Origin of the sequence: Intestinimonas sp. (assembly GCF_026169115.1) — a bacterium.
Classification (GTDB): domain Bacteria; phylum Bacillota; class Clostridia; order Oscillospirales; family Oscillospiraceae; genus Intestinimonas.
Genome location: NZ_JAPFEA010000068.1, coordinates 13932 through 40135 on the forward strand (window position 1 = coordinate 13932; position 26204 = coordinate 40135).

General features: G+C 63.2%; 27 protein-coding genes and 1 pseudogene. 10 read left to right on the forward strand and 18 right to left on the reverse strand.

The window, feature by feature from the left end; translation table 11 throughout:
• Positions 1-18 precede the first annotated feature (18 nt).
• The 3 genes from Q0Y09_RS06500 to Q0Y09_RS06510 all read right to left on the reverse strand — a co-directional run bounded on the left by Q0Y09_RS06500 (position 19) and on the right by Q0Y09_RS06510 (position 4631).
• Complete coding sequence (locus Q0Y09_RS06500) at positions 19-2145, reverse strand: HAMP domain-containing sensor histidine kinase (protein ID WP_297719367.1); 2127 nt, start codon at positions 2143-2145, stop codon at positions 19-21.
• Between the two features lie 20 nt (positions 2146-2165).
• On the reverse strand, positions 2166-2864 hold the full coding sequence (locus tag Q0Y09_RS06505; protein ID WP_297719369.1) for a response regulator transcription factor: 699 nt from the start codon (positions 2862-2864) through the stop codon (positions 2166-2168).
• Positions 2865-3074: 210 nt separating this feature from the next.
• Positions 3075-4631 (reverse strand): L-lactate permease, encoded by a 1557-nt coding sequence (locus Q0Y09_RS06510; protein ID WP_297719444.1) that lies wholly within the window; start codon positions 4629-4631, stop codon positions 3075-3077.
• A gap of 382 nt (positions 4632-5013) precedes the next feature.
• Here Q0Y09_RS06510 and larA point away from each other — a divergent pair, with 382 nt between their 5' ends.
• On the forward strand, positions 5014-6282 hold the full coding sequence (gene larA / locus Q0Y09_RS06515; RefSeq protein WP_317380623.1) for a nickel-dependent lactate racemase: 1269 nt from the start codon (positions 5014-5016) through the stop codon (positions 6280-6282).
• Between the two features lie 60 nt (positions 6283-6342).
• The gene (locus Q0Y09_RS06520; protein ID WP_297719371.1) at positions 6343-7764 is read left to right on the forward strand and encodes an FAD-binding oxidoreductase; all 1422 of its coding nucleotides are present in this window, start codon (positions 6343-6345) and stop codon (positions 7762-7764) included.
• A gap of 81 nt (positions 7765-7845) precedes the next feature.
• Here Q0Y09_RS06520 and Q0Y09_RS06525 read toward each other — a convergent pair whose 3' ends face one another.
• On the reverse strand, positions 7846-8412 hold the full coding sequence (locus Q0Y09_RS06525) for a 3'-5' exonuclease (protein WP_297719374.1): 567 nt from the start codon (positions 8410-8412) through the stop codon (positions 7846-7848).
• A gap of 156 nt (positions 8413-8568) precedes the next feature.
• On the opposite strand from Q0Y09_RS06525, the gene Q0Y09_RS06530 reads away from it, so the two are divergent.
• From Q0Y09_RS06530 to Q0Y09_RS06555, 6 genes are read left to right on the forward strand one after another with little or no spacing between them, the layout of a single operon-like run.
• Positions 8569-9396 carry an RNA methyltransferase gene (locus Q0Y09_RS06530; protein WP_297719378.1) on the forward strand — a complete coding sequence of 276 codons (828 nt, stop codon included), beginning with the start codon at positions 8569-8571 and terminating at the stop codon, positions 9394-9396.
• A gap of 19 nt (positions 9397-9415) precedes the next feature.
• A complete protein-coding gene (locus tag Q0Y09_RS06535; RefSeq protein WP_297719381.1) occupies positions 9416-9811 on the forward strand; it encodes a DUF5655 domain-containing protein in 396 nt (131 codons plus the stop codon).
• A gap of 13 nt (positions 9812-9824) precedes the next feature.
• Positions 9825-10160, forward strand: a complete 336-nt coding sequence (locus Q0Y09_RS06540; RefSeq protein ID WP_297719384.1) for a cytochrome C biogenesis protein — start codon at positions 9825-9827, stop codon at positions 10158-10160.
• A 20-nt stretch (positions 10161-10180) separates the two neighbouring features.
• Positions 10181-11221 (forward strand): alcohol dehydrogenase, encoded by a 1041-nt coding sequence (locus Q0Y09_RS06545; protein ID WP_297719387.1) that lies wholly within the window; start codon positions 10181-10183, stop codon positions 11219-11221.
• A gap of 24 nt (positions 11222-11245) precedes the next feature.
• Positions 11246-11707 carry a thioredoxin-dependent thiol peroxidase gene (gene bcp / locus Q0Y09_RS06550; RefSeq protein WP_297719390.1) on the forward strand — a complete coding sequence of 154 codons (462 nt, stop codon included), beginning with the start codon at positions 11246-11248 and terminating at the stop codon, positions 11705-11707.
• A gap of 47 nt (positions 11708-11754) precedes the next feature.
• Complete coding sequence (locus Q0Y09_RS06555) at positions 11755-12807, forward strand: choloylglycine hydrolase family protein (protein WP_297719393.1); 1053 nt, start codon at positions 11755-11757, stop codon at positions 12805-12807.
• Between the two features lie 345 nt (positions 12808-13152).
• On the opposite strand, the gene Q0Y09_RS06560 is transcribed toward Q0Y09_RS06555, so the two are convergent.
• The 9 genes from Q0Y09_RS06560 to Q0Y09_RS06600 all read right to left on the reverse strand — a co-directional run bounded on the left by Q0Y09_RS06560 (position 13153) and on the right by Q0Y09_RS06600 (position 21017).
• Positions 13153-13854 carry a hypothetical protein gene (locus Q0Y09_RS06560; protein ID WP_297719396.1) on the reverse strand — a complete coding sequence of 234 codons (702 nt, stop codon included), beginning with the start codon at positions 13852-13854 and terminating at the stop codon, positions 13153-13155.
• Positions 13851-15263 (reverse strand): Sapep family Mn(2+)-dependent dipeptidase, encoded by a 1413-nt coding sequence (locus Q0Y09_RS06565; protein ID WP_297719399.1) that lies wholly within the window; start codon positions 15261-15263, stop codon positions 13851-13853. The genes Q0Y09_RS06560 and Q0Y09_RS06565 overlap by 4 nt, the downstream gene beginning before the upstream one ends.
• Before the next feature lie 54 nt (positions 15264-15317).
• A complete protein-coding gene (locus tag Q0Y09_RS06570) occupies positions 15318-15956 on the reverse strand; it encodes a transcriptional regulator (protein ID WP_297719403.1) in 639 nt (212 codons plus the stop codon).
• Between the two features lie 90 nt (positions 15957-16046).
• On the reverse strand, positions 16047-16562 hold the full coding sequence (locus tag Q0Y09_RS06575; protein WP_297719406.1) for a hypothetical protein: 516 nt from the start codon (positions 16560-16562) through the stop codon (positions 16047-16049).
• Positions 16563-16624: 62 nt separating this feature from the next.
• Positions 16625-17647, reverse strand: a complete 1023-nt coding sequence (locus Q0Y09_RS06580; RefSeq protein WP_297719409.1) for a glycosyltransferase family 2 protein — start codon at positions 17645-17647, stop codon at positions 16625-16627.
• Between the two features lie 14 nt (positions 17648-17661).
• The gene (glf, locus tag Q0Y09_RS06585) at positions 17662-18867 is read right to left on the reverse strand and encodes a UDP-galactopyranose mutase (RefSeq protein WP_297719412.1); all 1206 of its coding nucleotides are present in this window, start codon (positions 18865-18867) and stop codon (positions 17662-17664) included.
• Between the two features lie 137 nt (positions 18868-19004).
• The gene (locus Q0Y09_RS06590; RefSeq protein WP_297719415.1) at positions 19005-19577 is read right to left on the reverse strand and encodes an inorganic diphosphatase; all 573 of its coding nucleotides are present in this window, start codon (positions 19575-19577) and stop codon (positions 19005-19007) included.
• Positions 19578-19756: 179 nt separating this feature from the next.
• Positions 19757-20344 carry a TlpA disulfide reductase family protein gene (locus Q0Y09_RS06595; protein WP_297719418.1) on the reverse strand — a complete coding sequence of 196 codons (588 nt, stop codon included), beginning with the start codon at positions 20342-20344 and terminating at the stop codon, positions 19757-19759.
• A gap of 10 nt (positions 20345-20354) precedes the next feature.
• Positions 20355-21017 (reverse strand): cytochrome c biogenesis protein CcdA, encoded by a 663-nt coding sequence (locus Q0Y09_RS06600; protein WP_297719421.1) that lies wholly within the window; start codon positions 21015-21017, stop codon positions 20355-20357.
• A 163-nt stretch (positions 21018-21180) separates the two neighbouring features.
• Between Q0Y09_RS06600 and Q0Y09_RS06605 the strand changes: the two genes are divergently transcribed.
• The gene (locus tag Q0Y09_RS06605) at positions 21181-21840 is read left to right on the forward strand and encodes a Crp/Fnr family transcriptional regulator (RefSeq protein WP_297719424.1); all 660 of its coding nucleotides are present in this window, start codon (positions 21181-21183) and stop codon (positions 21838-21840) included.
• A 3-nt stretch (positions 21841-21843) separates the two neighbouring features.
• Here Q0Y09_RS06605 and Q0Y09_RS06610 read toward each other — a convergent pair whose 3' ends face one another.
• From Q0Y09_RS06610 to Q0Y09_RS06630, 5 genes are all read right to left on the reverse strand, one after another.
• Positions 21844-22425, reverse strand: coding sequence for a 4Fe-4S binding protein (locus Q0Y09_RS06610; RefSeq protein ID WP_297719427.1), 582 nt, complete (start codon positions 22423-22425; stop codon positions 21844-21846).
• Positions 22422-22634 (reverse strand): 4Fe-4S binding protein, encoded by a 213-nt coding sequence (locus Q0Y09_RS06615; RefSeq protein WP_297719429.1) that lies wholly within the window; start codon positions 22632-22634, stop codon positions 22422-22424. Before Q0Y09_RS06615 ends, Q0Y09_RS06610 begins: the two co-directional genes overlap by 4 nt.
• Before the next feature lie 186 nt (positions 22635-22820).
• Complete coding sequence (locus Q0Y09_RS06620) at positions 22821-24809, reverse strand: M56 family metallopeptidase (protein WP_297719432.1); 1989 nt, start codon at positions 24807-24809, stop codon at positions 22821-22823.
• A 10-nt stretch (positions 24810-24819) separates the two neighbouring features.
• The gene (locus tag Q0Y09_RS06625; protein WP_297719435.1) at positions 24820-25170 is read right to left on the reverse strand and encodes a BlaI/MecI/CopY family transcriptional regulator; all 351 of its coding nucleotides are present in this window, start codon (positions 25168-25170) and stop codon (positions 24820-24822) included.
• 151 nt (positions 25171-25321) lie between these two features.
• On the reverse strand, positions 25322-25636 hold the full coding sequence (locus Q0Y09_RS06630; RefSeq protein WP_297719438.1) for a DNA adenine methylase: 315 nt from the start codon (positions 25634-25636) through the stop codon (positions 25322-25324).
• Positions 25637-25837: 201 nt separating this feature from the next.
• On the opposite strand from Q0Y09_RS06630, the pseudogene Q0Y09_RS06635 reads away from it, so the two are divergent.
• Positions 25838-26204: pseudogene (locus tag Q0Y09_RS06635) on the forward strand (chromosome partitioning protein ParB); the annotation flags it as partial.

Genomic DNA, 26204 nt, shown 5'->3' on the forward strand with positions numbered 1-26204 from the left:
GGGAGGTCCGTTTATGATTTATTGCATTTGCTCCTGGGTTCCCTCTGCCTGGGGCTCCCTGTCCCGGCACTCCGGAAAGGTGACCACCGCCTTGAAGAGGTCGCCATCGATGTCCAGACGGAAGACGCCCCCCTGGAGTTCGGTGAGGCTCCGGGCGATGGAGAGCCCCAGACCGGAGCCCTCGGCGCTCCGGGATACGTCCCCCCGGACGAAACGCTCCATCAGCTGTTCCGCCGGCACGTTCAGCGGGTCCTTGGACACATTTTTCACCGACAGGCAGACATTTCCGTCCCAGGCTTTCACATCCAGGTAGACCCGGGTGCCCGGCATGGCGTATTTCACGCAGTTGCCCAGCAGGTTGTCAATGATTCGCCACAGGTGGCGGCCATCGGCCTCCACATAGAGCTCGTGGTCGGGGGTGGTGAGCACCGGGGAGAGGCCGCTTGCCTCAAATTTCTCCTGATACTCCCCCAGGGCCTGGTCCAGCAGCTGGGTGAAGCCCAGCCTTTCCCGGACCACCGCCAGACTCCCCGTGGAGGCTTTGGACGCCTCCACCAGGTCCTCGGTGAGCTTTTTGAGCCGCTGGCTCTTCCGGTCCAGCACCTCGATATACTCTCGGGCCTTGGGAGCCTGGATCTCCTCCTTTTTCAGCAGGTCCACATAGTTGATGATGGAGGTGAGGGGGGTCTTGAGGTCGTGGGAAACATTGGTGATAAGCTCCGCCTTGAACCGCTCGCTCCTCAGCCGCTCCTCCACGGCGCTGGAGATGGCGGCGCCCAGGTCGTTGAGCTGTCCGGCGTGCTCCCAGAGGTCCCGGTACATGCCGTCGGTGTCAATGTGGGTCTCGGGCTTTCCGCCCACGATCTCCCCGGTGGCCTCCCGGATGGTCCGCCACTGCCGCACCCAGCGGCACAGCGCCCAGAGCACAAAGCCCTGGTAGACCGGGATCAGGAAGATGGTGAGCCCCGTCAGCACCGTCCCCAGCAGATAGAGGAGGAAGAGCCACACCACCCGCCGGGTCATGGGCCAGTGGGCCGCCGCCTGCCGGACAAAGGACACCGCAGCCGCGCCCAGCCGCCAGCACAGGGTCCCCCGCAGGAAGATGTGGGCCCGCAGCCGCCGGGCGGCGCTCATGAGGACGGCCAGGACCAGCGCCCCCTCCGCCGCGCTCAGCACCCCCAGCCCCACCACGGACTGGACGGTAAAGCCATATTGATTGATGTTGACCGCGATGGGGTCTCCGGCTGCGATGGGAATACAGGCCAGGACGGCGACAACCGCCAGATAGAGGTCGAAGGGGATCTTATCCTGCCAGGAGAGGACGAGTTCTTCGTCCTCTCCCGGGCGGCGGCCCACCGCCCGGAGCAGGCCGGTCAGCAGCGCCAGGGTCAGGGAGAGGGAGAGCAGGCAGATGACCGCCGCCGGCGTGAGCCAGCTCTGGATGCCGTCATAGTCCTCCTTTGCGCTCCAGATGACGTCCTCCACGGTCAGGGGGTCGGTGACGGCGCTCTCCAGCACCAGAGTCACATTGTGGACGCGGCTGTCCTCCTCGTAGGACCAGGACCAGCTCTCCTCCGCCTGGTGGTAGGTATACCCGTACTGCCGGGCCGCCGTCAGGTCCTCCAGCACGGTGGGGTCAAATTCCTCGTACCCCTTCCCGGTCCACACCTGGAGGATGATATAGGAGTCAGTCTCGTCCCAGCGGGCGTTGTCCTGGCGGTGGTCCTGCTGCCCGTCGCTGACGAGAAAGGAGCCGGTCTCCTGGCCGGACAGACTGTCCATGCTCTCCCCCGCCTCCAGGTTGCTCCAGAGGATGGTCCCGTCCTCCAGTCGGACCCGGAACCGGTAATTGGTGGCGGAGGCCGCCAGCTGTTTTTCGAGCTGCTCCAGCTGGAGCTGCTCCAGATAGCCCAGTTCCCCGTCCCAGCTCCGGCGCAGGCGCAGCTCCATCCCCCGGTCCACATTCCACTCCATGAGATTTTTGGCCTGGTACAGGCTGCCGCTCTGATAAAAATTTCCGGCTGACCACAGGTCGTCCCAGTGGGAGCACAGCATGGCGCTGGACCAGAAAGCCAGCACGCCGCATACCACGCACAGGACCGCCATACAGCCCCTTCGGAACCGTCCGGCGCTTCGAGATTTCATGGGGGCATCCCTCCTACGGATCAGATTTTCTCCATTTTATACCCCAGGCCCCACACCACCTTGATGTACCGCGGGTTGGCGGGATCGATCTCCAGCTTTTCCCGCAGGTGGCGGATGTGGACGGCCACCGTATTCTCCGAGCCCAGAGAGGGGTCGTTCCACACCCGCTCATAGATCTGGCTGGTGGAGAAGACACGGCCAGGGTGCTGCATGAGCAGAAGGAGGATGTTGTACTCGATGGGGGTCAGGCTGACCCCCTCCCCGTCCACCGTCACCGACTTGGCTCCGTCGTCCAGGGCGATGCCGCCGCTGCGCAGGACCTGGGGTGCGTCCTCCGCCTTGTGCTGACCGCCCAGGGTGGTGTACCGCCGCAGCTGGCTCTTCACCCGGGCCAGCACCTCAATGGGGTTGAAGGGCTTGGTCACATAGTCGTCCGCACCGATGTTCAGGCCCAGGATCTTGTCGGCGTCCTCGCTCTTGGCCGTCAGGAAGATGATAGGGATGTTTTCCGTCTCCCGCAGCTTGGCGGTGGTCCGGATGCCGTCCATCCCAGGCATCATGATGTCCATGAGGATCAGGTGGATCTCATGCTCCTTTACGGCGCTCAGGGCCTCAAGGCCGTTGTAGGCGTGGTAGGTCTGATAGCCGTCGCTGGTGAGGTAGATGTCCAGGGCGGAGACGATGTCCCGGTCGTCGTCACAGATCAAGATGTTATACAAAGGGCTCACTCCTTCGCTTGCATAGTCAGAATAGCATGGCTTTCTTAATTCCTCGGGGGGAGCATTTTTAAGAACTGCTTAAAAATGCTCTGTCCTCCCAGCAGTATAGCATGGGCCCGCCCCTCTGGCAACGGCGGAGCGGCATACAAAAATTCCCCCGCGCCGCCTGGCGTCGGCGGCGCGGGGGAATTTTCAACTACGCGCGGAGGTTCAGACCCCCAGCAGGGGAGGCACGATGCCGGAGAGCAGCCCCACCAGCAGGCAGGCGATGACCAGCTCCAGCAGCGCCCACTTGATGATGCCGCCCAGCAGCTTGGAGTCCTGGCCCACCAGGCCCACAGCCGCGGCGGCGGTGGCGATGCACTGGGGGGAGAGGATCTTGCCGATGCCGGCGCCGGTGGAGTTGGCGGCGGCCAGCCAGAACTGGGACGCGCCGATCTGCTCGGCTGCGGCGGTCTGGAGGCTGCCCAGCAGCACCTCGGTGCTGGTGCCGCTGCCGGTGATGAAGGCGCCCAGGGCCGCGATGATGGGGGCCACAAAGGGATAGAAGCTGCCGGTGATGGACACGAAGAAGACAGCCATATCATTTATCATGCCGCAGTAGGTCATGATCTTGGCCACGGCCAGCACGGACATGATGGTGATGATGGTCTTGGACATCTGCTTGACGGTGGCGACCAGGGTATCTGCCATCATTTTGGGGGTGGCCTTCTGGACAAAACCGCCGATGATGGCAGCCACAAAGATCCAGATGCCCGGGGTGTTGACCCAGCTGAAGGAGGCGTTGCCGGCGTTGGGCGAGGTGGAGATCTTCACGGAGGTGGAGAAGCCGGCCAGGGCGCTGTTCACCGGCGGCACCAGCTTGGAGGTGACCAGCAGCAGCACAAAGATCAGGATGAAGGGCAGCCAGGACACCAGGGCCTTGTGACCGTCAATGGCCTGAGCATGCTCGGCGCTGACGCTCATGTTGTACTCTTCGGGGACCTCCCTGCCCTTCCGGGCCCGGGCCATGAGGATGGTGCAGCCCAGGCTGACCACACAGCCCACAATGACAGCCAGCTCAGGACCGGTGAATTTGGCCACGATGAGCTGGGGCACCACAAAGGAGACGCCGGAGACCAGGGTGATGCCCACCATGCCCTTCAATGCCTTGACGCCGCCGCCGCCCACGATGACCATGAGGAAGGGCACCAGGATCATGAAGGGGAGCATCTGCACCACAGTGGTAAAGGCCAAGGGCAGGGGGTCCAGGCCGGTAACATTGGCCAGGGTGACCGTGGGGATACCCACAGAGCCGAAGGCGGTGGGGAAGGCGTTGGCCAGCATACACACCAGGCAGGCCGTGATGGGATTCATGCCCATGCCGGCCAGCATGCTGGCGGGAATGGCAATGGCGGTACCGAAGCCGGCCATGCCCTCCATGAAGCCGCCGAAGCACCAGCCGATGAGAAGCACCAGCACCCGCTTGTCGGCGGAGACGCCGGTGAGCATCTGCTTGATGACGTCCATGGCCCCCGTCTTCAGGGACAGATTATACGTAAAGATGGCGGCGATGATGACCAGGATGATGGGCCACAGCGCCGAGGCAAAGCCCTCCAGGGCTGAGGTGCCGCAGTCCACCGCCGGCATCTTCCAAAGGAACAGCGCCTCGACCACGGTGATGACCAGCGCGCCCACGCAGGCTTTGTGACCGGCCATCTTCAACCCGGTCAGCGCCACGATCAGCCAGATGATGGGCAGCAGTGACAACAGGCCCTTCAATACGATCTCTCCCACGAAAAGTCACTCCTCTTTCCGGCAGTATATTGGTACTACCAATTTCGCTGTGGTGGCCCCTGTCGGCGGTCATTTGTACGCGCCTCACACTGGTTCCACCAATTTTCACCGTTATTTTAGACCCTTCTGTTCATGTTGTCCAGTACCAATTCCACAAAAACCTCATTTTCCTACATTCTGCTGAATATTGGTCCTACAAATTGTGCGGAATGTAGAAATGTTAGAAATTACACCAAAAACTCTTGCATCTGCCCTCCATTGTGCTAAACTTATAGGCAGGAAATAGGTAGGACCAATTAAAGAAGTTGGTCATGACCTACTGGGATGCACCCGCGCATCCGATTTTGAACAATTTTGAACTGGAGGGATCAACATGCGAATCCCCTTTGGCACCACCGGTCTGGAGCTCAGCCGGGATGTGGCCGGGGCAGAAGTCCTGGAGTCCGCCATCGGGACGTTGAAGGCCGAGGGCAGCGAGGACGACATCGTCAGGCAGGCCATGGCCAATCCCATCGGCTCGGTCCGGCTTGCCGAGCTGGCCAAGGGCAAAAAGACTGCCACCATCATCGTCAGCGACCACACCCGCCCCGTGCCCAGCAAGCACATCCTCCCCTTCATGCTTTCCGAGCTGCGGGAGGGCAACCCCGACATCGACATCACCCTGCTCATCGCCACCGGCTTCCACCGCCCCACCACCCATGAGGAGCTGGTGAACAAGGTGGGCGAGAAGATCGCCAACGAGGAAAAGTTCGTCTGTCACGACAGCCGGGATCCCGAGCGCAATGTGGAAGTCGGCGTGCTTCCCTCCGGCGCCAGGCTGGTTATTGACAAGGTGGCCGCCGAGACCGACCTGCTGGTCTCCGAAGGCTTCATCGAGCCCCACTTCTTCGCCGGCTTTTCCGGTGGCCGCAAGAGCGTGCTCCCCGGCGTGTGCGACCAGGTCACCGTGCTGGGAAACCACTGCTCCAAGTTCATCGACTCCCCCTATGCCCGCACCGGCATCCTGGAGGGCAACCCCCTCCACAACGACATGGTGGCCGCCGCCAAGCTGGCCAAGCTCCAGTACATCGTCAATGTGGTCATCGACGAGGAAAAGCATGTGGCCGCCGCCTTTGCCGGCGACCCCTTCCAGGCCCATGAGACCGGCTGCGCCTTCCTGAAGGGCTACTGCCACGTCAAGCCCGAGCGCAAGGGCGACATTGTCATCACCTCCAACGGTGGCGCTCCTCTGGACCAGAACATGTATCAGTCTGTGAAGGGTCTCTCCGCCGCCGAGGCCGCCGCCGCGCCCGGCGCTGTGCTCATCATCTCCACCCGCTGCAACGACGGCACCGGCGGCGACAGCTTCTACCACGCCCTGGCCGACTGCGACACCCTGGAGCACCTGATGGAGCGCATCCTGGCCACCCCCATGGACAAGACCGACCCCGACCAGTGGGAGTATCAGATCCTCTGCCGCATGATGCTCAAGCACCGCATTATCTTCGTCTCCGATCCTTCGATGCAGAAGACCATCGAGGAGATGAAGCTGGAATACGCCCCCGATCTGGACACCGCTCTGGACCGGGCCCGGGCCGCCAAGGGGCCGGACGCCCATCTGGTCGTCATCCCCAACGGCATCTCTGTTATCGTGGAGCCCTGAAGTCCCGTCACTTCACCGATATAGAATCAGATCCTGAACGATTTTAGGAGGTAAACGATCATGGCTGAGTACAATACCCTCACTCCCGAACTCATTGAACAGATCAAGGCCGTGGCCCCTGAGCGCACCTATGTGGGCGCCGACGTCAACGCCGACTACGCCCGGGACGAGATGCCCATTTACGGCACCCGTCTGCCCGAGGTGGCCGTGGATGTGATGAGCACCGAAGAGGTGTCCGCCATCATGAAGATCTGCAACGAGAACCACATCCCCGTCACCTGCCGCGGCGCCGGCACCGGTCTGGCCGGCGCCTGCACCCCCATCGCCGGCGGCGTGGTCATCTGCACCACCAAGATGAAGCAGATCCTGAGCTATGATACCGACAACTTCGTGGTCCGCGTGCAGCCCGGCGTGCTCCTCAACGACCTGGCCGAGGACGCCTTGAAGCAGGGTCTCCTGTATCCCCCCGATCCCGGTGAGAAGTTCGCCACCCTGGGCGGCAACGTCTCCACCAACGCCGGCGGCATGCGTGCCGTGAAGTACGGCGCCACCCGCGATTATGTCTCCGCTATGACCGTGGTCCTCCCCTCCGGCGAGGTGGTCCACTTCGGCTCCAACGTGTCCAAGACCTCCTCCGGCTACTCCCTGCTGAACCTGATGATCGGCTCCGAGGGCACCCTGGGCATCATTACCGAGCTCACCCTGAAGCTCATCCCCGCCCCCAAGGTCACCGTCAGCCTGATCGTCCCCTATGAGAACCTGGACGAAGCCATCGCCACCGTACCCAAGTTCAAGAAGAACCACATGAATCCCCAGGCTCTGGAGTTCTTTGAGCGCGAGATCCTCATCTCCTCCGAGGAGTATCTGGGCAAGGCCGTGTTCCCCCGCAACGTGGGCGGCACCGACGTGGGCGCCTACCTGCTGGTGACCTTCGACGGCAACACCCAGGACGAGATCGACGCCATCGTGGAGCAGGCCGCCGAGCTGGTCCTGGAGGCCGGCGCTCTGGACGTGCTGGTGGCCGACACCCCCGCCAAGATGAAGGACGCCTGGGCGGCCCGTTCCTCCTTCCTGGAGGGCATCGAGGAGCAGACCAAGCTGCTGGACGAGTGCGACGTGGTCGTCCCCGTGAGCCGCATCGCCGACTTCGTGGGCTACTTCAAGAGCATTGAGCCCAACTACGGCTTCAGCGTCAAGAGCTTCGGCCACGCCGGCGACGGCAACCTCCACATCTACACCTGCGCCAACGATATGGAGATGGACGAGTTCAAGAAGCAGGTAGACGACTTCATGACCCACATCTATGACAAGGCCACCGAGATGGGCGGTCTGGTCTCCGGCGAGCACGGCATCGGCATGGGCAAGATCGACTATCTGGCCCGCAGCGTGGGCGCGACCAACATGAAGCTCATGGAGGAGATCAAGAAGGTCTTCGACCCCAACCTGATCCTCAACCCCGGCAAGGTCTGCTACAAGCTGTAATTTTTCTGCACAAGAATACATATGGGACCCGGCGCAGACTGCGCCGGGTCCCGTTTTTTACCGTGATATGCTCTCAGCTCTTTACCGGCCCTTCAGCGTCCGCAGGCGGGTCAGGTCGTAGGTACGCAGGTAAGACCCCACCTCCGCCCCCGCCTCCAGGTGGCGCAGGAGGATCCGCCCGCAGGCTTCGCTGTCGCTGCCCGCCCGGTGGTGGTCCAGCCCGATGTCCAGATGGGCGCACAGGGTGTCCAGCCGGTGATTGGGCAGCTGGGGCAGCAGGCGGCGGCTCATCTGGCAGGTGCAGGCATAAAAGATTCGTTCCTTCCAGAAGATACCGTAGTCCCGCAGGCACTTGCCCAGCACGGACATATCAAACTGGGCGTTGTGGGCCACCAGAAGGCCGCTTTCAAAGACCGGCCGCAGCACGCTCCACAGCTCCGGAAAGGTGGGCTGCCCCGCCACCAGCGCGGGGGTGATGCCGGTGAGGGCCACATTGAAGGGCTCGAAGGGGACCTCCGGGTCCACCAGGAAGTCGTGGGTCTCTGTCACCCTGCCCCCCTCCACCACCGCGATACCGATGGCGCTCATGCGGTCATTGGCGTGGTTGGGGGTCTCCACGTCAAAGGCGATATAGCGATGTGCTCCCATCTTCTTCCTCTCCCCTCCGGTCAGCCGGACCCAGGTCTTTTTCCCATTTTACCACAGGCGGCCCCATCCAGGAAGAGACGTCTTTACAGTTCCGGGCATTGTGCGTATACTAGAGAAAAGACCTGTCCCTGTATCTCAGGGCAGAGAGGAGGAGCCATGGCCGACCTCATCCCCATCACCGATCTGTCCCACCCCGGGCTGGCCCCCTACGTCGGGCTCACCGAGCGGCAGCTGCGCAGCAAACGGGCCCCGGAGGAGGGCCTTTTCATCGCCGAAAGCGCCAAGGTCATCGGCCATGCCCTGGACGCCGGGCTGGTCCCCGTCTCCTTCCTCATGGAGGAGCGCCAGTTCCGAAACCAGGGCGAGGCCCTGACCGCCCGGTGCGGCGCGGTCCCCGTCTATGTGGGGCCCCCCGCCCTGCTGGAGAAGCTCACCGGCTACCGCCTCAGCCGGGGCATCCTGTGCGCCATGCGCCGCCCCGCCCTGCCCACGGTGGAGGCGGTCTGTGCCGGCGCCCGGCGTGTGGCTGTGCTGGAGGGGCTTGCAGACCCCACCAACGTGGGGGCCGTGTTCCGCTCCGCCGCCGCCCTCCATATGGACGCCGTACTGGTCACCCCCACCTGCTGCGACCCCCTCCACCGCCGGGCAGTGCGGGTGAGCATGGGCACCCTTTTCCAAGTCCCCTGGACGGTGATTGGCAGCCGGGCCGAGGATTGGCCCCATCCGGGTCTGGAACAGCTCCGCGCCCTGGGCTTTGCCATCGCCGCCATGGCCCTGAGCCCCACCGCCGTCACCATCGAAGACCCCCGGCTCCGGGCCGAGGGGCGGCTGGCCATCGTGCTGGGCACCGAGGGAGACGGCCTGTCTCCCGCCACCGTAGCCGGATGCGACCACACCGTGTGCATCCCCATGTCCCACCAGGTGGACTCCCTCAATGTGGCGGCGGCCAGCGCCGTGGCCTTCTGGGAGCTGCGGGTGCGGTAACGCCGAAAGGAGACCGATCATGGAACAAAACGAGCACTATGCGGGGGACGTCCTCTTTTTCTTTGACGGACACCCTTTGGAGCTGGGCCTCTATGAGGCCCTCTTCGCCCGGATGGAGGCGGCCTTTCCCCAGGCGGTGGTCAAGGTCCAGAAGAGCCAGATCAGCTTTTATGAGCGCCACCTCTTTGCCGCCGTCTCCCTGCCCCTCCGCCGGAAAAAGACCTGGCCGGAACACTGTCTGGTGGTCACTGTCGGGCTCAACCGGCGGCTGGACTCCCCCCGGGTGGCGGTGGCCGTGGAGCCCTACCCTGGCCGGTGGACCCACCACATCCTCCTCACCGCCCCGGAGGAGATCGACGGCGAGATGATGGGCTGGCTGGAGGAGGCCCGTGCCTTCGCCGTCAGCAAGCGATAAAGGAGGGAGCGCCATGCCGGAGTACTGCTGCAAGCTGGAAATTTTCATCCCGGAAAGCCATTTGGAGCCCCTGCGCGCCGCCCTTGTCTCGGCAGATGCCGGACACATCGGCGGCTACGACAGCTGTCTCTCCTACTCCCCGGTCACCAGCTGCTGGCGGCCCCTCCCCGGCGCGTCCCCCTACCTGGGCCGGACGGGGGAGCTGTGTACCGCCCCCGAGCTGAAGGTGGAGGTCACCTGCCGGGTCCGCGACCTGGAGCGAACCATCGCCGCCATCAAGGCGGTCCACCCCTACGAGGAACCCGTTATCAACGCCATCCCCCTGCTGGCCACCGGCCTGGGGGAATAATCAGGAAAGGAAGTGGGCCTATGCTGGCCTATACCTATGTGGGCCGGGGAGAGCTCCGGCTGCTGGAAAAACCAAAGCCGACGCTGCTGGAGGACCGGGACGCCATCGTCCGGGTGACCCTCTCCAGCATCTGCACCAGCGACCTCCACATCAAGCACGGCTCTGTACCCCGGGCGGTGCCCGGCATTACCCTGGGCCATGAGATGGTGGGCATTGTGGAGGAAGTAGGCTCCGCCGTCACCCGGATAAAGCCCGGAGACCGGGTGGCCGTGAACGTGGAGACCTTCTGCGGCGACTGCTTCTTCTGCCGCCACGGCTGGGTCAATAACTGCGTCCACCCCCAGGGCGGCTGGGCCCTGGGCTGCCGCATCGACGGCGGCCAGGCTCCCTATGTCCGGGTGCCGCTGGCCGACCAGGGGCTCACCCCCATCCCCGCCGGGGTGAGCGACGCCCAGGCCCTCTTCGTCGGGGACATCCTGGCCACCGGCTACTGGGCCGCCGACATCACCCCCGTGGGGCCGGAGGACACCGTTCTCCTCATCGGCGCAGGCCCCACCGGCGTGTGTACCCTCCAATGCCTGCTGCTCCAAAGGCCCAAGCGGGTCATCGTCTGTGAGCAGGACCCCCGGCGGCGGGCCTTTGTGGAAATGCACTATCCCCAGGTGCTCACAACAGGCCCCGAGGACCTGCCCGCCTTCGTCCTGGCCCACTCCGACCACGGCGGAGCCGACGCCGTCATTGAAGCGGCGGGCACGGAGGCTACCTTCCGCCTGGCCTGGCAGTGTGCCCGCCCCAACGCCGTGGTGACGGTGGTGGCCCTCTACGACGGTCCCCAGGTCCTCCCCCTCCCCGATATGTACGGTAAAAACCTCACCTTCCAGACCGGCGGGGTGGACGGCTGCAACTGCGCCGAGACCTTGGACCTCATCGCCGCCGGAAAGCTGGACACCACGGCCCTCATCACCCACACCTACCCCCTCCGTGACATCGCCGCCGCCTACGAACTCTTTGAACAGCACGGGGACGGCGTCATCAAGGTGGCCATCGACATGGCCCTGTAATTCACACGAAAAGGAGCGATCATCATGCTGGAAGCCGGCGTCAAAGCCCCCGATTTCACCCTGCCCGACAAGGACGGGAACCCCGTCTCCCTCTCCGACTTTTTGGGCAAAAAGGTCATTTTATACTTCTATCCCAAGGACAACACCCCAGGCTGCACCCGGCAGGCCTGCGCCTTCGCCGACAGCTATGCTGCCTTCCAGGCGCTGGACACAGTGGTCATCGGTGTAAGCAAGGACTCCACCGCCTCCCACCAGAGGTTTGCCGAGAAGCACGGCCTTCCCTTCCTTCTCCTCTCCGACCCGGAGCTGGGCGTCCTCCAGTCCTACGGCGTCTGGCAGGAAAAGAAGCTCTACGGCAAGGTGAGCATGGGGGTGGTCCGCACCACCTTCCTCATTGATGAGCACGGCGTCATTGAGAAAGTGATGCCCAAGGTGAAGCCCGACACCAACGCCGCAGAGCTCCTGGCCTATCTTCAGGAGCAGTGACCGGATCTTTGACCCATTTCCACCCAACACAAAAGGAGGCAGCAGTCATGGAACGCGGACCTTTTACCGCCGGATGCAGTGCGCTGAGCTGGCACACGGAAGACGGCAAACATCTCTGGGGCAGAAACTACGACTTTGACCGGCTGGCGGAGGGGACCCAGGTGACCTTCCTCCCCCGGGGCGCCCGCTACGCCCTGGTAGCCGGAGAGCAGGAGGCAGCCCTCCGTTATGCCTGCGTCGGAGCCGGACTCCTGCTCCCCGGGACTCCGGTGCTCTACGAGGGCATGAACGAGCACGGGCTCATGGGCGGACAGCTCTACTACCGGGGCTTCGCCCGCTATCCGGCTCCTGCCTGCGATGGCAGACGCCCCGTCCAGCCCCCCTTCCTTCTTCTCCACCTGCTGGGCCAGTGCGCCACGGTGGAGGAGGCCGTCCACTGCCTGGAGGAAGAGGTCCATCTGGCGGATCTTCCCTTCCTGGGGGCGGTGCCGCCCCTCCACTGGTCCTTCTCTGACCGGACCGGCGAGACCATCGTGGTGGAGCCCGACGCCGACGGTCTCCACATCTACCGCAATACCCTGGGCGTCATGACCAACAGCCCCGGCTATCCCTGGCACCGGACCAATCTCCTCAACTATGCCGCCCTCCGGGACCTGGACCACGCCGAGACCCCCTTCGGGGATGGGCAGGACCAGTGTTTCTCCGGCAGCGGCGCTCAGGGGCTCCCCGGCGACTGGAGCTCCCCCTCCCGCTTTGTGCGGCTGGCCTTCCTGCGGCGCTTCGCCCTGCCTGGCCGCGACGAGACCTCGGGGGTGAGCCGCATGCTCCGCCTGTTCCAGAGCGCCGCCTTCCCCCTGGGGGCAGTGCGAGTGAGTCACCAGACCCCCGCCACCGAGCTGGACACCGCCGTCCTCCCCTATGACTATACGGTCTACACCGCTGTCTGCTGTGCCGAATCCCTCCGGTACTACTGGACCACCTACGAGGGCCAGCAGATCCAGTACCTGGAGCTCGGCGCTCTGCTGGAGCGGCAGGTCCCCTTCCAGGTCCCGCTGGAAGCGCCGCCTCTCTTCCTCCCGGTCACGCCGGACGAACAGTAAAAAGCATCCCTCCCGCGCATATGCGCGGGAGGGATGCTTCAGCTTGTCGAAAAACTGTCCATACGCTGGATTTTGTGCAAGAGCCTCGCAGAGTTCCGTCGTCCGCAGACGACGGAATACGGTGGAATTTGTTTTTTCCGGCGACATGTGCGTCGGAAAAAACACTGCTCAGGCCGCAAACGTGCGGCGCAGTCCCTTCGGCTGCGCCGTGCGCTGCAGCGGCCTGCTGCTCTTCTCAAAAATGCTTGCATTTTTGAGAGAGCCTGTCGACTTTGTCGACAGGCTCAAGCATCCCTCCCGCGCATATGCGTGGGAGGGATGCTTGTCTTTATGATGGTCTTATGGTCAATAGGGCAGGATCAGGGCTGAAAGGTTGGAGAAATCGTTGTCCCCCATGGTATAGAGCCCCTCGTCGTCAGGGGCCACCAGGACCAGGATGCGCTCCACATCGCCGTAGCCCAGCAGGCCCAGCCGGCTCCGGCAGAGCGCCACGATGCCGCTGGCCCAGGCATTTTCATGCTCGCGCTCCAGCTCCGCCCGCGTCTCAGCGTCGTAGTCCTCCGGGTCTATATTGGCATACTCCGCGGAAAACTGAGCCCGGAAGTCAGCCAAATCGTCCTCCCGCACCTGGAGAAAGAGGTCCATGGGCCGCACCGAGACCTCCACGGCATACCGGGTGTCGTCCAGAGCCGCCGTCGCTCCAACGGTATACTGGGCCTTGGCCGACACGTCGGCCAGAAGGTCCAGGGCGGACTGGCGGGTCTCATCATCGAGAAGGGCGTCGTTGAGGTCAAACTGGTAGGCAAAGCGCCGGTATTCCTCGTCCAGGGATGCCTCGTAGGCGTCCTGAGCCTCCCCATCGGTCAGATCCACCAGATCCAGAAAGGCGTTGTTCCAGGTCCCCTTGTAGGTCTCATCCAGCACCCCCTGCACATAGGCGGCGGCGTCAAAGGCGGTCATGCGCTCCCCCTGGCAGGCGGTGAGGGACAGGGTCAGAGCCAGAGCCGCCCCTGCGGCGGTCCACCGCCGGGCGGCGCTCCCCCTCACCGGCACAGCTCCGCGATGGCCTGGGTGAAGATCTTGCAGGAGAGGAGAAGGTTTGCGATGCTGGCCTGCTCGTCGGCGGCGTGCATCTTGGGGTCAAAGCCGGGGAAGTCGCAGCCGAAGGCCACGCCGCCGGGGATGTCGTGGACGTAGGTGCCGCCGCCGATGGCGATGGGCTTGGGGTCCTTCACGCCGGTATAGGCGGAGTAGCAGTCCAGCAGCGTCCGCACCAGGGGGGAGCCCGCCTCCACGCAGTGGACGGTGGTCATGTCCGGGTCGCCGGTGACGGCGATGCCGTGGGCGGCAAAGCTGGCCTCGCAGGCTTTCTTGCAGTTGTCCTCGTTGGCGCACAGGGGGAAGCGCACATCGAATTTGGCGCTGAAGCCGGTCTCGGTGAGCTTCATAACGGCAAGGTTGAGGGTGAGGGGGCCGGATTCGGCGTCCTCCTGGGCGATGCCCAGGGCCCTGCCCCGGTTGTCCCCGAAGGGGAAGAGCTGGTGCATGGCCTTGACGGCCTTGGTGGAGCCGCAGTCGGCCAGCTCCAGGCCGGCGAGGACCTCCAGCAGGGCGGCGATGGCGTTGATGCCGTCATCGGGGGAGGCGGCGTGGGCATTCTTGCCGGCACAGTGGATGTGGCAGCCGCTGGCGGAGCCGTTCACGGTGAAGACAGCGCCGGTGCGGCTCCCCACGGCGTCACAGAGGGCCTGAACGTCAGCGGGGAAGACGCCCAGCACCATGGCCTCGGCCTCGGGGGGCACCACATTGGTGCGGAAGCCGCCGGTCATGGCGGCCACACGGGGCAGGGCGGCGCTCTGCTCCCACTCAGCCCCGAAGTCGGGGTGGTAGTGGCCTTTCTCGATGTTGATAAGGGGGAAGTCGGCGTCGGGGGTGAAGGCATAGGGGGCGTAGGGTTCTTTGCTATAATAGTAGGCGATGTCCTCAGAGCCGCTCTCCTCGTCGGTGCCCAGGAGCATCCGCACGTTGGCGGTGAGGGGCAGGCCCAGGTCCCGGACCGCCTTCATGGCCAGCAGGGCGCACACCACGGGGCCCTTGTCGTCGCTGACGCCCCGGCCATAGAGCATGCCGTCCTTTTCCACACAGGTGTAGGGGTCGGTGGACCAGCCGGAGCCCTCCCCCACCACGTCCAGGTGGCCCAGGATATGGAGGCGGGTCTCCTTGTCGTTGAGGTCGGCCAGACCCACATAGTGGTCATAGTCGGTGGTGGCAAAGCCCAGCTCGGCGCAGAGCTTCAGCGCCTCGTCCAGGGCGGCGGCGGGGCCCGCGCCGAAGGGCTTTCCGGGCTCGGCCTCCCCCTTCACGCTCTTTACGGCCACCAGCCGGGAGATGGCGGCAACCAGTTCCCGCTCCCGGGCGGGGTCGTTCCAATAGGCTTCGATCTTTTCCTGATACATGGGAGATCCTTCCTTTCCGGGGCGCGCGGCCTTTCCCGCTCCCCCGATGGTTTTTTAGGCTTCTTCTCCGTCTCTCCGGGCCAGCTCGTCCAGGTATTTGTAGACCGTATACCGGCTCACCCCCAGACGGCGGGAGACGAAGGGCACGCTTTTGCGGTAGGAGAAGGCGTTTTTCTGTTCCATCATGGCCACCAGCTTGAGCCGGTCGGCCTTGCCCAGGGCGTCCACCGGCTTGCCCACGGCGGCCAGGCACTCGTCAAAGAGGTCGCTCAGGGCGCTGTCGCCCCCCTGCCACAGGGCCGTCTTCAAATCGGCCTCGGCGCTCATCAGGTCCACCAGAATGCGGTTGGCGTACACCAGAGAGGTGTAGTCAAAGTTGATGCCCAGGGCCAGGTTGTAATCCTCCCCGATGAGGTGGAAGGTGGAGGACTTGATCTGAGACCCGGAAGGGGTGGTGGCGTACAGGTTGACCTGGTCGCTGGTCCGGGCCTCCGGCTCCAGCTCCCGGTCTGTGCCCAGGATGTCCAGCGTGGAGCCCACGGTGCGGCCCGACACATGGCCGTTGTAAATGCACAAAATGGGGTGGCTGGGCACCCCCATATCATGGACCAGGGTCTCACAGGAGGACCCGAACATCTCGGCGATGCCCCGGGCCGCCCGGTCCAGAAATTCAAAGGCTTCTTCGCGGGTCATGGGCAGCTGCCCTCCCTCCATTTCCCGGCCTCTGGCCGGCGTATTCCCGACAGGCATATTTTACCCACACCCTGTGGAAAATGCAAGACCTCAATTCAGAGCGAACCGGCAGAGCTTCCGCTCCTCGCCGGGGCGGATCTTGATGGAGCGGATGTGGTTCCCCTCCGGGACGCACAGCCGCAGTCCCGCCAGCTCCGGCGCCTGCTCCAGGTCCCCCACCACAAAGAGGAGGACCGGCTTGTCCCGGAAATGAAGGGAGGAGAGATACTCTTTCAGGGGCCGGCCCACCGTGCCGATGTAGGCGCTGCCGCCGAAGAGAAGCAGGTCGTAGTCCTGGGGCTCGTAGGCCAGCACCGGGGAGGGGTAGTTGACGGTAACGGTATAGCCCGCGCCGGCCAGGGCTGCGGCCAGAGCTCTGGCCGCGGTATGGTTCTTTCCCCGGTTGGAGGGCTGGTAGATCAGAAGGGCCCGCCGGCTGCCGCAGCCCACCGTCTTTTCCACCGGCCGCCGAACCAGGTCCCGCTGCCGGGCCGTCCAGTAAAAGACGGTGCTCAGCGCCAGTCCTACGCCCAGCAGCGCCAGGAGCAGGATCAGCCAAAGCCGCATCTCTCCCCCTCCTTTCACTCTTTGCCAAAGAGCGCGGTCCTGCCGGACCGCGCTCTCCTTGCTCAGTTGAACTTGTAGATCCGCCGGGCCAGACGGTACAGGCCCACGGAGAGCCTGCGCCCCTGATAGCCAGGGAAGTTGCTCACAGCGGAGATGGCCCGGTATTTCATTTTGTGGTAGATGGCCGGGTCCACCGTGCGCATATACTCCCAGATCTCCGTCTTCTTGCCCAGCGCGGCGGGCGTGCCGTCAATGAGGAGGAAGATGGAGGAAATGGTCATCATCATGGCCAGGTAGTTGAACATATACCGGCTCAGGCGGCGGTGCTGGGCGGCCACCTTCCGGAGGTCGTGGGCCTCGATCATCAGCTTGGTCACCCGGAGCTGCTGGTCCACCCGCTTGACCATCACCTGCTCATTGACGCTCTGGTCGGCCCGCCCGATGAAGTAGCGGTAGAAGTCCAGGTCCATATAGTAGATGGTCTCCACAAAGGGGAGGGGCTGGTAGACAAAGATGTTGTCCACATAGAAGGTGTGCTTGGGCAGCTCCAGGCCGCAGTCCCGCAGCAGCTGGGTGCGGTAGAACACCGAGTGCATCAGCAGGTATTGGGAGGGCCGGAACCGACCAATCTCCTCCCAGGTGAAGACCCGCTCCCGGGGGAAGACGTTGGCATAGCCCATGACCTTCTGGGTGTTGTCCTCCACATGCTCGTAGACGTAGTTGCACACCAGCAGGTCCACGGGCTTTTCCATCTGGGAGAACTCCCGCAGCTTCTCCACGACCTTTTTCAGGGCGTCCACGTCGGCCCAGTCGTCGGAATCCACCACCTTATAGTAAAGGCCGGTGGCACGGCGCAGGCCCTGGTTGACCCCCTCGCCGTGGCCGCCGTTCTCCTGGTGGACCACCTTGACGATAGAGGGATACTGCTCGGCGTAGCGGTCAGCGATGGCGCCGGTGCCATCCTTGGAGCCGTCGTCCACCAGGATGATCTCCACATCCTCGCCGCCCTCCAGCAGGGTCTGAACACAGTGTTCCATATAGGCTTCTGAATTATAGCAGGGTACCGCGAAAGTCAGCAATTTCACAAGATCCGCTCCTGTCACTTCTCTAAAAGGACGTCGCACAGCTCCAGAGCCCGGAGGACGATGGCGTCCATGTTGTAATATTTGTACTCGGCCAGCCGGCCCAGCAGGTGGAGGTCCCCGCATTCCCCAGCCAGGGCCCGGTACTTCTCATAGAGGGCGTTGTTGGCCGGGTCAATGATGGCGTAGTAGGGGGTCTCCCCCGCCGCGCCGGTATAGGCCCGGGAATACTCCTTCATGATGGTGGTCACGCCGGGCAGGTCCTGCCCGGTGAGATGCTTGAACTCGGTGATGCGGGTAAAGTCCTCGTCCACCGTGTAGTTGACCGTACCGTGGGTCTGATAGAAGTCCCTACGGTGGGTCTCAAAGCCGAAATCCAGGGTCCGGTAGGGCAAAGGCCCAAAGCAAAAGCCGAAGAGCTCGTCGGCCTGTCCGGTGTAGATCACCGGCCCGTCGAAGCTCTGCCCATCCACCCGGACGGCTCCGCCGGACACATCCAGCCGCGTCAGGGCGTCCACACCCAGCGCCACGGTGATGTTTGGGTGGTCCAACATCCGCTCGAAGAGGGGGGTGTAGCCCTCCAGGGGCATCCCCTGCCAGGGGTCCTGAAAATAGCGGTCATCCCGGGAGAGACGCACCGGCACCCGGGCGGTGGTGTTGGGGTCGATCTCCTCGGGGGTCTGGCCCCACTGCTTCATGGTGTAGTGGACGAAGACGTGCTCATAGACATATTCGGCAATGGCGGCGATCTCCGGGTCCGGATTCTGCCGCAGCTCCAGAATGGTCACCTGGCTCTGGGCGGGGTAGGCGTCCAGCAGCTTCTCCCCCAGCCGCTTCCCCTCGTCGGGACCGAAGGCCCGCTCCATGGAGTCCAGGTTGAAGGGCACCGGAAAGGTAAAGCGTCCGTCCGTCTTCTTGTGGGCCGGGACCACCTCCGGGTTGTCTCGGGGCAGGTTGGCGATGACCCGGTGCTGGTAGCGCCGCCACCGGGTGAACCGTGAGAGATAGTCAAAGACCCGCTTGCTGCCGGTGTGGAAGATATGGGGGCCGTATTTGTGGATGAGCACGCCGTGCTCATCCGGGCAGTCGTAGGCGTTGCCGCCCACATGGTCCCGGCGCTCCAGCACCAGCACCCGCTTTCCGCCCCGCTCGGCCAGTTCCCGGGCGGCCACCGCGCCGGCGTAGCCCGCGCCGACCACCAGGCAGTCAAAGGTCCTCTCCATCCGTCGTCCTCACTTTCTCCGCCCCGCCGCGCTGCGGCGGAAGGGGGCATCTATCGCTGTCAGTGGACTTTATTTTACCACAGGAATGTATAAAAGGAAACGAAAAAAGTCTTAAGGTTTGATGAAAATGCCGCTCCTCAGCGGTCGGAGCTGGGCTTTCCCCGGGCCGGGCGGGTCACGCCCAGAAAGCTCTCGCTGTAATGGTCCATGGCCCGCTGGATGACCTCCACCGCGGCCTTCCGGTCATTCACGTCACCGGCCACGGCCTCCTTCCCCTCCAAGGCCTTGTAGACCGAGAAGAAATGGGCCATCTCGTCAAAGATGTGGCCGGGCAGCTCCCAGATGTCCTTGTAGGTGTTGTAGGTGGGGTCGTCAAAGGGGATGGCGATGATCTTCTCGTCGTTTTTCCCGCCGTCCAGCATGGAGATGAAGCCGACAGGGTAGACCCGCACCAGGGTGAGGGGGTCCATGGACTCGGAGCAGAGGACCAGCACGTCCAGCGGGTCCCCGTCGTCGCCGTAGGTCCGGGGAATGAATCCGTAGTTGGCCGGATAGTGGGTGGATGTGTGGAGGACCCGGTCCAGGATGATGAGTCCGGTCTCCTTGTCCAGCTCGTATTTTTTCTTGCTGCCCTGGGGGATCTCGATGACGGCGATGAAGTCCTCGGGCTTGATGCGGTCGGGACTGATATCGTGCCAGATGTTGGACATGAGGACACGCTCCTTTTCAAATGTTCTGCGCCGGACCGGGAGGGTCCGACGGCAGTCAGTGGCTGCTGCCGCGCGAATCAAGCGACTTTCAGTTTATTCATGTGGATATTATTATACCTGTTTTTTCCCGGAAATACAACTATGGCCGGCGGCACAATGTGCCGCCGGCCATACATGGTTCATTCCTCCGTGTAAATCAGGTCGATGCCCTTTTGCAGGGTGTCCCGGTCAATGGCCCCCTTGGCCCCGGCCACCACATAGCCCTCGGCGTCGATGAAATAGGTGGTGGGCAGGGAGTAGGCCCCGTAGGCGCTGGCCGCCTCCATCCCGGTGTCAAAGAGGACGGGGAAGGAAAAGCCCTGCCCCTCCACATATTCCTTGGCGGTCTCCACCGTCTCCCGACCGCCGTCGGTGGCGTTGACCATCAGGAACTGGACCTCCCCGTCCAGCTCCTCCCAGGCATCGTGGAAATCGGGCATCTCGCTCTTGCAGGGCGGGCACCAGCTGGCCCAGAAGTTGAGCACGATGGGCTTGCCCACATAGTCGGACAGCTTGACCTCCGTCCCCTCGGCGTCCGTCGCGGTGAAGTCGGGGGCCTCCACCTTGGGGGGCTCGGTCTCCTCCGGCGCGTCGGAGCCCTGGGGCGTCTGGGCAGCCAGGTTGCCCGGTCCGGCATCGGCGCTCAGCCGGCCATAGAGCACGTAGGCCCCGCCGATGAGGGCCGCCAGCACCAGAATGAGCACCAGAAAGGATGTTTTTTTCTTCATAGGGACCTCCTCAGCTCAGGGCTTCCAGCAGGCGGCCCAGGGTGCCGGTGGCCATGAGCACGCCGATGAGCACCAGCAGGACGCCGCTGACCAGGTTGATGATACGGTAATTGCGCTTGATCCAGTCAAAGGCCGACTTGAGCCGGTCAATGAGCACGGCGCTGAGCAGGAAGGGGATGCCCAGGCCCAGGGAGTAGACCAGCAGCATGGCCATGCCCTCCAGTACATGCCCCTGCTGGGAGGCCAGCAGAAGGGCCGAGCCCAGGAAGGCCCCTACGCAGGGGGTCCACCCCAGCGAGAAGACCGCGCCGAAGACCACGGCGGAGAAAAAGTTCAGGTTGCCCGCGGCCCTGCCCTGTCCTCCGCCCTGGAGGAAGGGGAGCTTCAGCACCCCCATGTAGCTCAGGCCGAAGAGGATGACCACCCCGCCCGTGAGCATGTTCACCGCGGTCTGGTGTCCTCTGAGGAAGCCCCCCACCGTCCCCGCCAGGGCGCCCATGGCCACAAAGACCAGGGTGAAGCCCAGCACGAAGCCGGCGGCCCCGGCCAGGGTCCTTCGGGTGGTCCGCTCGCCGCCACCTGCAAAGTAGGTGATGTAGATGGGCAGCATGGGTAGCAGACAGGGGGAGATAAAGGTGATGATCCCTTCCAGGAAGGCGATCAGGTATTGCATGGATTCACACTCCTTCTGTTGTCATACATCCCCCGCACACGGGGTGACAGCGGCAGCCGTTCTGTGGTACAATGGTCCCGTCCGGCGGCGCTGTTTTCCCATTATACCCCACCCGCCTCGCCTGTCAAGGGCCGGACCATCTCAACTGCGCGGAGGTATCGGCATGGATCTTTCCAATATCCTTCCCTTTTGGGAAAAGCTCACAGCAGAACAGCGGCAGCGTCTTACCGGCGGGGCTGTCTCCCGGACGGTAAAGGCCGGGACCCTGCTCCACCAGGGCGGCGCCGACTGTCTGGGCCTGCTGGCGGTCTCTTCCGGCCAGCTGCGGGCCTACATCCTCTCCGACCAGGGCCGGGAGGTCACCCTCTACCGGCTCTTTGACCGGGACATCTGTCTCTTTTCCGCCTCCTGCCTCCTGCGGAACATCCAGTTTGACGTCACCATCGCCGCCGAGAAGGACACCCAGCTCTGGGTGATCCCACCCGACCTCTACCAATCCCTTATGGAGGAGTCAGCCACCGTGGCCAACTATACCAACGACATCATGGCCAGCCGCTTCTCCGAGGTCATGTGGCTTATGGAACAGATCATGTGGAAGAGCTTCGATGCCCGCCTGGCCGCCTTTCTTCTGGAGGAGCGGCTGGTGGAGGGCTCTGACCGGCTCCCCATCACCCACGAGCGCATCGCCAACCACCTGGGCACCGCCCGGGAGGTGGTCACCCGGATGCTCCGCTACTTCCAACAGGAGGGGGTGGTCCGCCTCACTCGGGGCGCGGTGGAGCTCACCGACCTGGAGGGGCTGCGGCGGCTGGAGAACGGCTGAGCCTTACTTCTCCCGGCCCATGCGGTCCCTGGCCTTGCAGACGAGCTGGGTCATGGTGCCCATGGGACAGTAGACACACCAGGAACGGGGCTTGAAGAGGACCATGGTGACAAAGCCCAGCACGGTGGAGGTGAGCATGACGCTGTAAAAGCCGAAGGCGAACTGGGCTACCCAGGGCGTCACCCCGCCGGGGTAAGCCCAATGCCAGGGCAGCCGGAAGGTCCAGAGCAGGGTGACCACCTGCCGGAGCTCCTGGGCCCCCGCAAAGACCAGATAGGTGGTCCACAGCATTTGGAGGAACATGACAAGGAAGAAGACGAGGAAGCCGTACCGGAACGCCTTGCTCCTGAGCCATCCCGGCACATCTCTCCGCCGGGATAGGCCAAAGCGCCCGCCCACCAGGGCAAAGAGCTGGCCCCGACCACAGTAGCGGTTGCAGTAGCCCTTCTCCCCGCCGAAGATGGACATAAGGAGGGGGATGAAGAAGCACAGCAGCCCCAGCCAGGCAAAGAGGATGTTGAAAAAGCCCAGGACCAGATAGGTCAGGGACAGCACCCAGAGGTAGTCGTACCAATGCTTTTTCACGCGGTCACCTCCCGGATCTCAATGACGCTGGCGGGGCACTCCCTGGCGCACTTGCCGCAGCCCACGCAGCGCCCCATGTCCACCTGGGCCGCGATGCCCCGCGCCACGGCGATGGCCCCCAGGGGGCACACCTTCACGCAGCAACCGCAGGCCACGCAGGCTCCCCCATCCACAAAGGCCCTCCGGGCCGCCCGTTTTGTCTTTTCCAACCGCCATACCGCCTTTCTGTCCAGGGCGGAGTCCCCGCCCTTGATCGTACCCCATTATATGCCCTCCGTCTCCGCCCTTCCGTGACATTGTCACCCAGAGGACAAGAAGAGACCGGCCACGTTATGTGGCCGGTCTCTTCTTGTCTGTGTGCTGTGCCCATAGGCGTACAACGGCCCAGGCGGGTATCAACGCCGATGTTCCCCGCCCTCCCCTCCATCTCCGTCCAGCACTTGGATGACCCCGTCCCGGAATACCAGCGGACCCGTGGACACCAGGGCGCCCCCCTGGTAATCTCTTTTGTCCACATACAGGCGGTCCTCCTCCGGACTGTACCGGAGGGCATAGTCGTACCTCCCCCGGTCCTCCAGGCCGTAGCTGGCCCCGCCTGCGTAGTCGTAAATCAGGACCCGGTTGTCGATGAGCCCCGAGCCCATGCTGAGGGTGGCGCAGAGTTCGGGGAGTCCGTCCCCGGTGAGATCGGTGAACCACACGCCCCAGATGGGCATTCCCTCAATCAGGACGGCGGGCATTTCCCCCTCCCCTGCGTCGGCGGTGACCTCATAGGGGGTATAGCGGAAGGTCACGCCGGGGAACTGGGGGAGTTGGCGCTCCTGTACGCCCTCCCAGTCCATTTCATCAGGGGATTGGGTGTAGTCCACCCATTGGGCCACAACAGGACTGGCCGAACCATCCTTTGCACCGTAGAACAGGTGGATCATCTCGTCAGCGGAGCTGCTGTGGTCGGCGTGCAGCGGCGCCACCGCCAAATGGATGTACCAGCCATCCAAATCCTCCACTCCGTCAGCGCCATAGGTGATACTTCGCGCATCGTCGCCGGGCGTCCCCTCTTCCATCAGGAGCACAGAATACCCATCCGCATCCGGTGAAAGTCGCCGGATCTCCTCCTGGGGCAGATGCTTCAGGGCTTCCAGATAAGTTTGCAGCTGGAAGACACGGTTTTGCTCCGGCCATTCCTGGGATTCCGTCACAAAGTACTGGCTGTCTTCTGTGAACAGCCGCAGCTGGGCGCTGTATGTGGTTTGGTCTTTGACATAGGAAAAACGAACTGCCTGCGCCCTGTCCCAGCAAAAATCAGAGGTCAGCAGAAGATCGAACTGATCGCCGTTGACATAGAGTCCGACATCCCCATCCAGCTTTTTCCGCTTTGCGATTTGTTCCACGATCTCCTGCGGGTCAAGATCCGAGATTTGGTTTCCTTCCATGGGAAACGAAGGACTGACAGGGGGATCGGTCAAAAAGCACACTGCCGCCACGGCGCAGGCCGCCAGGGCGGCGGCTGCCAACCAGACGCCGGGCCTCCGGTAGGACATGACCGCCTTGATCCGGGCCTTGACCCCCACCTCGCCAAAGGCCAGAGGACAGGCGGCCACGGTCCGGCGGCGGACGCCGCAGTGGAGCAGAGCGGCGGCATACTCCCTCCGCTCCTCTCTGTCCAGTTCCCGGATCACCCGCTCGTCGCAGGCCCCCTCAATGTCCCGGCACAGCAGGACATAGGCCACCCACAGCAGCGGGTGGAACCAGTAGACGGAGAGGATGAGGAAGCCCAGGGCCTTCCACCAGTGGTCCCCCCGGCGGATATGGGCCCTCTCATGGGCGATCACATGGGGCAGATCCCCCTCCGAAAGCCCGTAGGGCAGATAGATGGTGGGGCGCAGCAGGCCCAGAACAAAGGGGGTGTCCGTCCCCTCGGTCTCCCGGATATTCTCCCGCAGGAGCGTGGCCGTGGCCACCCGGCGGCGCAGGCGCACATAGCTGACCAGGGCATAGAGCAGCAGGATGAGCACGCCCGCCAGCCAGAGCCGGGCCAGGACAAAGGACCAGATCTGGGCCGGATTGGCGCTGGCCCCCGGCGACGGAGTCAGCGAACCCTCCAGAATGGGGTTGACGACGTTGTTGACCGCGTCGATCCCGCTGTCGATCCGGGGCGTGGCCGTATAGAGGATCTCCGGCGGCAGGGGCTGGGCGCTGGGGAGAAGGCTCAGGGGGCTCTCGATGGAGACGGGGCAGAGCAGCCGGAGCCCCACCAGCCCCCACAGGAGACAGAAGCTCCACCGGGGCGCCCGCCGGAGAAACAGCCGCAGCACCAGGATGGCCAGCACCAGCCAGCCGGCGGAAAGGCTCAGATTGACCAGCCTTAAAAAGATGGCTTCCATGGCATCCACCTCACTTTTCGATGATGCGTCGGATCTCCTCTACGTCCTCCTCCGAGAGGGCCTGCCTGCGGGCAAAGGCCGCCAGGAAGGCGGGCAGAGAGCCCTGGAACTTCTGCTCCATCAGGGCGTCCAGCTCAGACACCTGGGCGTCCTCCTTGGAGATCAGCGGGGTGACCAGGCCGTTTTCATGCTTTAGCACCCCTCGCTCCCCCAGGCGCTTGATAACGGTGTAGGTGGTGGTGCGCTTCCAGCCCAGCCGTGCCTGGCACAGCTTCACCAGCTCTGCGGCGGCCACCGGCCCGCACTCCCACAGGATGAGACAGAAGCGGTACTCACTTTCAAAAATCTTCGGTGTCTCCATGGCGTCCTCCTTTTGTCTAATAGCGTAGACTCCTTGCAGTTAGTCTACACCATTAGACATGCGTTGTCAACCGGAACTTTGCACCCACTGGTGCAGATAGAGGGGCTGTCCTGCGGCTTGTGCGCCAATGCCAGCATGTTATATGGTACTCCTATAGACATACATATATCTCTTTTTGGCGGTGCCACTCTTCGATAGTTATAGGCGTGGATTGGATTTTTTCAATTAGGGCGGTTGGTTCCTGCTTTAGCGCACGCCAAAAGGAATATATTGCCTTATCATAGTCATTGATAACTATATTTTCAACAACGCCATCCAACAATAAAGAGAGCGCGACACCAGCTCCGCCAGCAAATGGTTCAATATATGTGCAATTATGAATTTGTAAGTTGCAGATTGCTTGTCCAATGAATTTTGACAATCTACTTTTTCCACCCGGATAACGGAGTGGTGAATACATCTGCATACGCTCCCCCCCTTTCAAATATAATTTCTCATATTAATTATAATACAGCAACTTCTAAAAGACAATTCTTAATCGTTTGCTGCACCACTTAATTGGACAAGAAGTGGTGTTTCTATATTTCAATATCAGAAAGGAGTGATACTTTCCCACAAGCCAGCCATTAGGCTGGTTTTTTTATGCCATCACGAAGGAGGTTAGTACATGGCAGATGACAAACTAAACACGAACCCACAGGAAAATACTCCCCCGGATATTGCCGCTCTCCTGGGGTCGGACACTCCGCCGGAGCATGAGCAGGCGGTGATTTCCGGCATGGGCGAGGAGGCTCCTGCTCCTGCCGGTAAGGTGATTGATCTGTCTGACATCAAGGCCGCTGCTGATCGCAACGACAAGGAGACTGCCGCTCCCGATGTGACCGCCAAACCCTCGGAGGCAGTCCCAGATCAAAATCGCCGGGGCCGTCCCCCGAAAGAGCAGGCTGGGGTGTCCGCGAGGAAAAAGGAGAAAGCGGCGGAGCCCCGCACAGGCCGCCCGTCTAAGGTTGACAAGGCGGCCCGTGAGGAGGCCC